The 6,454-nt window shown below is 69.6% G+C and carries 5 protein-coding genes; 4 read left to right on the forward strand and 1 reads right to left on the reverse strand.

Annotated features, from left to right (window positions below; genetic code table 11):
* Positions 1–515 (reverse strand): ATP-binding cassette domain-containing protein (locus ACIPSE_RS47105; RefSeq protein ID WP_401676350.1); only part of this gene is annotated, 515 nt, incomplete at its 3' end.
* 295 nt (positions 516–810) lie between these two features.
* Here ACIPSE_RS47105 and rhaI point away from each other — a divergent pair.
* The 4 genes from rhaI to ACIPSE_RS47125 all read left to right on the forward strand — a co-directional run.
* A complete protein-coding gene (gene rhaI, locus ACIPSE_RS47110) occupies positions 811–1,971 on the forward strand; it encodes an L-rhamnose isomerase (protein WP_401676352.1) in 1,161 nt (386 codons plus the stop codon).
* A 182-nt stretch (positions 1,972–2,153) separates the two neighbouring features.
* A complete protein-coding gene (locus ACIPSE_RS47115; RefSeq protein ID WP_401676354.1) occupies positions 2,154–4,193 on the forward strand; it encodes a bifunctional aldolase/short-chain dehydrogenase in 2,040 nt (679 codons plus the stop codon).
* Positions 4,190–5,662 carry a rhamnulokinase family protein gene (locus ACIPSE_RS47120; protein ID WP_401676356.1) on the forward strand — a complete coding sequence of 491 codons (1,473 nt, stop codon included), beginning with the start codon at positions 4,190–4,192 and terminating at the stop codon, positions 5,660–5,662. The genes ACIPSE_RS47115 and ACIPSE_RS47120 overlap by 4 nt, the downstream gene beginning before the upstream one ends.
* Positions 5,663–5,717: 55 nt before the next feature.
* Positions 5,718–6,454: (Fe-S)-binding protein (locus tag ACIPSE_RS47125; protein ID WP_401676358.1), on the forward strand; the 737-nt coding region annotated here is incomplete at its 3' end.

The raw sequence follows: 6,454 nt of genomic DNA on the forward strand, positions 1-6,454 counted from the left end.
AGGACGCGGGCGTCGAAGGAGAGCGCCTTGGCGATCTCGACGATCTGCTGGTCCGCGATGGACAGACCGCGCGCGGGCCGGTCGGGATCGAGTTCGACGCCCAGGCGCCGCATGAGGGCGAGGGTGGCGTCGTGGGTGGCCTTGTGGTCGATCCGGCCCAGCGCCCGCCGGGGCTGGCGGCCCATGAAGATGTTCTCCGCGATCGACAGATCGGGAAAGAGCGTGGGCTCCTGGTAGATCACCGCGATGCCCGCGTCCCGGGCGTCACCCGGACCGTGGAAGGCGACGGGCACACCGTCGAGCAGCACCTGGCCGGCATCCGGCCGATGCACCCCGGCCAGCGTCTTGATGAGGGTCGACTTGCCCGCACCGTTCTCCCCGGCGAGCGCATGCACCTCACCGGGAAACAGCTCCAACGAGACGTCCCGCAGAGCACGCACGGCCCCGAAGGACTTCGAGACGCCCGTGAGCGCCAGCACCGGGGCCGGTCCCGCAGTGGACGGATGGGTGGTCATGGATGGCTCCTCGACAACGTCCGCGGACATCGCCCCAAGAGGGCCGCCACGACGCTGTGAAAGGTTTCAACTGGATTGCCGGGACGTTATGCATGAGAGCCATGTCACGTCAATGGTTTCGGACAGGTGAATGTGCGAGGCCGTGGTCACGACTGTATTTCGGCGATGCCGGGCCCGGTGGTGGGTTGACACCCCGACGTTCTGCTCCTAGCTTCCTCAATGAATCGTTTCAGTCGACGGCGAGATGTCCCCCCGACCGGCCGTCCCCCGCATCCGAAGTCACAGGAGCCCAGCAGTGACCGATGTCGCCGCGGTGAAGGCCGCGCTGAAGACCCAGACCGTCGAGACCCCGTCATGGGCGTACGGGAACTCGGGAACCCGCTTCAAGGTGTTCGCCCAGCAGGGCGTCCCGCGCAACCCCTGGGAGAAGCTGGACGACGCGGCCCAGGTGCACGCCGCGACCGGAGTGACCCCGAGCGTCGCGCTCCACATACCGTGGGACAAGGTCGAGGACTACGCGGCTCTCGCCAAGCACGCCGAGGACCGCGGCGTGAAGCTGGGCACCGTCAACTCGAACACGTTCCAGGACGACGACTACAAGCTGGGCAGCGTCTGCCATCCGGAGGCGTCCGTACGCCGCAAGGCGGTGGACCACCTGCTGGAGTGCGTCGACGTCATGGACGCGACCGGCTCGCGGGACTTGAAGCTGTGGTTCGCCGACGGCACGAACTACCCGGGCCAGGACGACATCCGCGGACGTCAGGACCGGCTGGCCGAGGGCCTGGCCGAGGTCTACGCCCGGCTCGGCGACGACCAGCGGATGCTCCTTGAATACAAGCTGTTCGAGCCGGCGTTCTACTCGACGGACGTGCCGGACTGGGGCACGGCCTACGCCCACTGCCTCAAGCTCGGTCCGAAGGCGCAGGTCGTGGTGGACACCGGGCATCACGCGCCGGGCACGAACATCGAGTTCATCGTCGCGACGCTCCTGCGCGAGGGGAAGCTCGGCGCGTTCGACTTCAACTCCCGTTTCTATGCCGACGACGACCTCATGGCCGGAGCGGCGGACCCGTTCCAGCTCTTCCGGATCATGTACGAGGTCATCCGGGGCGGCGGCTTCACCCCCGAGGTCGCGTTCATGCTCGACCAGTGCCACAACATCGAGGCCAAGATCCCCGCGGTCATCCGCTCGGTGATGAACGTCCAGGAGGCCACCGCCAAGGCCCTCCTCGTCGACCGCGACGCCCTGGCCGCCGCGCAGGCCGCCGGTGATGTCCTGGAGGCCAACGCCGTCCTCATGGACGCCTACAACACGGACGTACGGCCGTTGCTGCGCGAGGTCCGCGAGGAACTCGGCATCGACCCCGAGCCGATGGCCGCGTACCGCCGGTCCGGCTGGGCCGAGAAGATCGTCGCCGAGCGGGTGGGCGGGGAGCAGGCGGGCTGGGGCGCGTAAGCGTCCCCCGGACCCGTCCAAGGGGGCTTATGCCCCCTGAGGGCCGCAGTGTCCCCATGGGCCCACGTGCGTGAGCGTCGCAGCATCCAAGCGGGTCCATGCCGCTGAAGGCCCCGTCGTCGTTCCGCTCTCAGTCGTTCCGCTCCTAGCCGTTCCGCTCTCACAACAACCCAGGAAGTGTCATGAGCACCCATCCCGAAGCCGCCGCGCTGATCGCCCGTTCCCATCGGCTCGGTGCCGACGCCCGCAACACCAACTACGCCGGCGGCAACACGTCCGCCAAGGGCACCGACACCGACCCCGTCACCGGGGGCGATGTCGAGCTGATGTGGGTCAAGGGGTCCGGCGGCGACCTCGGCACCCTCACCGAGGACGGGCTGGCGGTGTTGCGGCTCGACCGGCTCCGCGCGCTCCAGGATGTCTACCCGGGTGTGGAGCGGGAGGACGAGATGGTCGCCGCGTTCGATTTCTGTCTGCATGGCAAGGGTGGGGCGGCTCCGTCGATCGACACGGCGATGCACGGGCTGGTGGATGCCGCGCATGTGGATCATCTGCATCCGGATTCGGGGATCGCGTTGGCGTGTGCGGCGGACGGGGAGAAGCTGACGGCGGAGTGTTTCGGTGACCGGGTGGTGTGGGTGCCCTGGCGGCGTCCGGGTTTCCAGCTGGGTCTGGACATCGCGGCGGTCAAGGCGGCCAACCCGCAGGCGATCGGCTGCATCCTGGGCGGGCACGGGATCACGGCCTGGGGTGAGTCGGCGCAGGAGTGCGAGGCCAACTCGCTGCACATCATCCGCACCGCCGAGGCCTTCCTCGCCGAACACGGCAAGCCCGAGCCCTTCGGCGCGGTGATCGCCGGGTACGAACCGCTGCCGGAGGCGGAGCGGCGTGAGCGGGCGGCGGCGCTGGCGCCCTACATCCGGGCGCTCGCCTCTCAGGATCGGCCGCAGGTCGGCCACTTCAACGACTCCGAGCCGGTCCTCGACTTCGTGGCGCGTGCGGAGCATCCGCGGTTGGCGGGGCTGGGGACGTCGTGCCCGGATCACTTCCTGCGCACGAAGGTGCGTCCCCTGGTCCTGGATGTGGGCCCGGGAGTGCCGCTGGAGGAGGCGGTGTCCCGTCTGGAGGAGCTGCACGCGGCCTACCGGGAGGAGTACGCGGCGTACTACGCGCGGCATGCGCTGCCCGATTCTCCGGCGATGCGGGGTGCGGACCCGGCGATCGTGCTGGTCCCGGGGGTGGGGATGTTCTCCTTCGGGAAGGACAAGCAGACCGCGCGGGTGGCGGGTGAGTTCTACGTCAACGCGATCAACGTGATGCGGGGCGCGGAAGCGGTCTCGGCGTATGCGCCGATCGAGGAGTCGGAGAAGTTCCGCATCGAGTACTGGGCGCTGGAGGAGGCCAAGCTCCAGCGCCTGCCCCGGCCCAAGCCCCTGGCCACCCGCGTGGCGCTGGTGACCGGCGGCGGCAGCGGGATCGGCAAGGCGATCGCGCAGCGGCTGTCCGCCGAGGGCGCCTGTGTCGTGATCGCGGACCTGAACGCCGAGAACGCCGCCGCTGTGGCCGAGGAGTTGGGAGGCGGCGACCGGGCGGTGGCGGTGGGGGTGGACGTCACCTCCGAGGAGCAGATCGCGCAGGCGTTCAAGGCGGCGGTGCTGGCGTTCGGCGGGGTGGACCTGGTGGTCAACAATGCCGGGATCTCCATCTCCAAGCCGCTGCTGGAGACGACGGCCAGGGACTGGGATCTTCAGCACGACATCATGGCGCGGGGCTCGTTCCTGGTGTCGCGGGAGGCGGCGCGGGTGATGTGTGCGCAGAAGCTGGGCGGTGACATCGTCTACATCGCCTCGAAGAACGCGGTGTTCGCCGGTCCGAACAACATCGCCTACTCCGCGACCAAGGCCGACCAGGCCCACCAGGTCCGCCTGCTGGCGGCGGAGTTGGGCGAGCACGGCATCCGGGTCAACGGTGTCAACCCCGACGGCGTCGTCCGCGGCTCCGGGATCTTCGCCGGCGGCTGGGGCGCCCAACGCGCCGCGACCTACGGCATCGAGGAAGAGAAGCTCGGTGAGTTCTACGCCCAGCGGACCATCCTCAAGCGGGAGGTGCTCCCCGAGCACGTCGCCAACGCCGTCTTCGCCCTCACGGGTGGGGAGTTGACGCACACCACCGGCCTGCACATCCCCGTCGATGCGGGTGTGGCGGCGGCGTTCCTGCGATGAGCACGTCCGTGAACACGTCTGCGAGCACGTCTCCGAAGACGTACGCCGCGGTCGACCTGGGCGCCTCCAGTGGGCGGGTCATGGTCGGCCGCGTCGGCCCCGACAGCCTGGAGCTGACCGAAGCGCACCGGTTCGCCAACCGGCCGGTGCGCCTTCCGGAAGGCCTGCGCTGGGACGTCCTCGCCCTCTACGGCGGTGTGCTGGACGGACTGCGGGCCGCCGGACAGGCCGACTCGATCGGCATCGACAGCTGGGCTGTGGACTACGGCCTCCTCGACGCCGACGGCGCACTCCTCGCCAACCCCGTCCACTACCGCGACAACCGCACCGAGGGCGTGCCCGAGAAGGTCTGGGCGACAGTGCCCGCCACCGAGCTGTACGCCCACACAGGGCTCCAGTACGCGCCCTTCAACACCCTGTACCAGCTGGTGGCCGCCCGGGAGCACGGGCAACTCGCCCGCGCCGAGCGCCTCTTGCTCATACCGGACCTGCTGTCCTACTGGCTGACGGGGGAGCAGGGCACCGAACTGACCAACGCCTCCACCACCCAGCTGATCGATCCCCGAACGGGCACTTGGTCGCAGGACATCGCCGACCGCCTCGGCATCGACCTCGGCCTGTTCGCGCCGCTGCGCCAACCCGGCGATCCTGCCGGGGTGTTGCGGTCCGAGGTGCTGGCCGAGATCGGCTTGACCGGGCCGGTGCCGGTGACGGCGGTCGGTTCGCACGACACGGCGTCGGCGGTGGCCGCGGTACCGGCGACCGAGAGGAACTTCGCCTACATCTGCACCGGTACCTGGTCGTTGGCGGGGCTGGAGCTCGACTCGCCCGTGCTGACGGACGAGAGCCGGACCGCCAACTTCACCAATGAGCTGGGTCTGGACGGCACGGTCCGCTACCTGCGCAATGTGATGGGGCTGTGGCTGCTCCAGGAATGCGTACGGGACTGGGGCAACCCTGATCTGACGGCTCTGTTGCGCGACGCGGCCGGGGTGCCGGCGTTGCGGTCGGTGGTGGACGCGGGTGACGCGGCGTTCCTGGCGCCGGGGCGGATGCCGGAGCGGATCGCCGAGGCCTGCCGGGCGTCGGGCCAGCCGGTGCCCACGACCCGGGCCGAGATCACCCGATGCATCATCGACTCCCTCGCCCTGGCCCACCGCCGGGCGATCCGGGACGCCCGGCGACTGGCCGACCGGCCGGTGGACGTGGTGCACATCGTGGGTGGCGGCACCCGGAACACCCTGCTGTGCCAACTGACCGCCGATGCCTGCGGGTTGCCGGTGGTGGCCGGTCCGACGGAGGCGGCGGCGCTCGGGAACGTGCTGGTACAGGCCCGTGCTCAGGGTGACGTCGGCTCTCTGGCGAGCATGCGGGCTCTGCTCGCGCGTACTCAGCAGCTCCAGAGCTACACACCGGGCGGTGACGCCGCCGCGTGGGCGGAGGCGGAAGGACGACTCTCCGCGCCGTAGGGCAGGCGCGGTGCCTTCCCCTCCGTACCTCATCCATCAACTACTAGGAGCTGCGATGCGTGTCGCTCTGTTCCTGACCTGCGTCAACGACACGCTGTATCCCGATACCGGGCGCGCTGTGGTGAAACTGCTGACCAGGCTGGGTGTCGAGGTCGACTTCCCGATGGGCCAGACCTGCTGCGGACAGGCCCACTACAACACCGGCTACCGCCACGAGGCCGAACCCCTGGCCCGCCACTTCTCCGATGTCTTCGCCGGCTACGAAGCCATCGTCACTCCCTCCGGCTCCTGCGGAGCCATGGTCCGCGAGCTCTACCCCCGCATGGGCGAACGCGCCCGGGCCGAAGGCCGCGGCGACTCCCTGGCCACCGCCCTGGCACCGGTGGTGCCCAAGACCTACGAACTCACCGAGTTCCTGGTCGACGTCCTGGGGGTGACGGATGTGGGCGCCTACTACCCGCACAAGGTGACCTACCATCCCACCTGCCACGGCCTGCGCGGCCTGGGCCTGGCCGACCGGCCCCGCCGCCTGCTGGAAGCGGTCAAGGGACTCGAACTCGTCGACCTTCCCGGAGCGGAGGAATGCTGCGGCTTCGGGGGCACCTTCGCCGTCAAGAACGCCGACGTCTCCGCCGCGATGGGTGCGGACAAGGTCCGCAACGCCGAATCGACCGGCGCCGGTGTGCTGTGTGCGGCGGACAACTCCTGCCTGATGCACATCGGCGGCACCATGTCCCGCCTGGACTCCCCCATGCGCCCCCTGCACATCGCGGAGATCCTGGCCGCAACCCA

The organism is Streptomyces sp. NPDC090106, from assembly GCF_044747265.1.
In the GTDB taxonomy this organism is placed as follows: domain Bacteria; phylum Actinomycetota; class Actinomycetes; order Streptomycetales; family Streptomycetaceae; genus Streptomyces.

What these genes read in the sequence shown, in the direction of transcription:
- ACIPSE_RS47115 (WP_401676354.1), top strand. Translation starts at nt 2,154, where the DNA reads ATGAGCACCCATCCCGAAGCCGCCGCGCTGATCGCCCGTTCCCATCGG.
- ACIPSE_RS47120 (WP_401676356.1), top strand. Translation starts at nt 4,190, where the DNA reads ATGAGCACGTCCGTGAACACGTCTGCGAGCACGTCTCCGAAGACGTAC.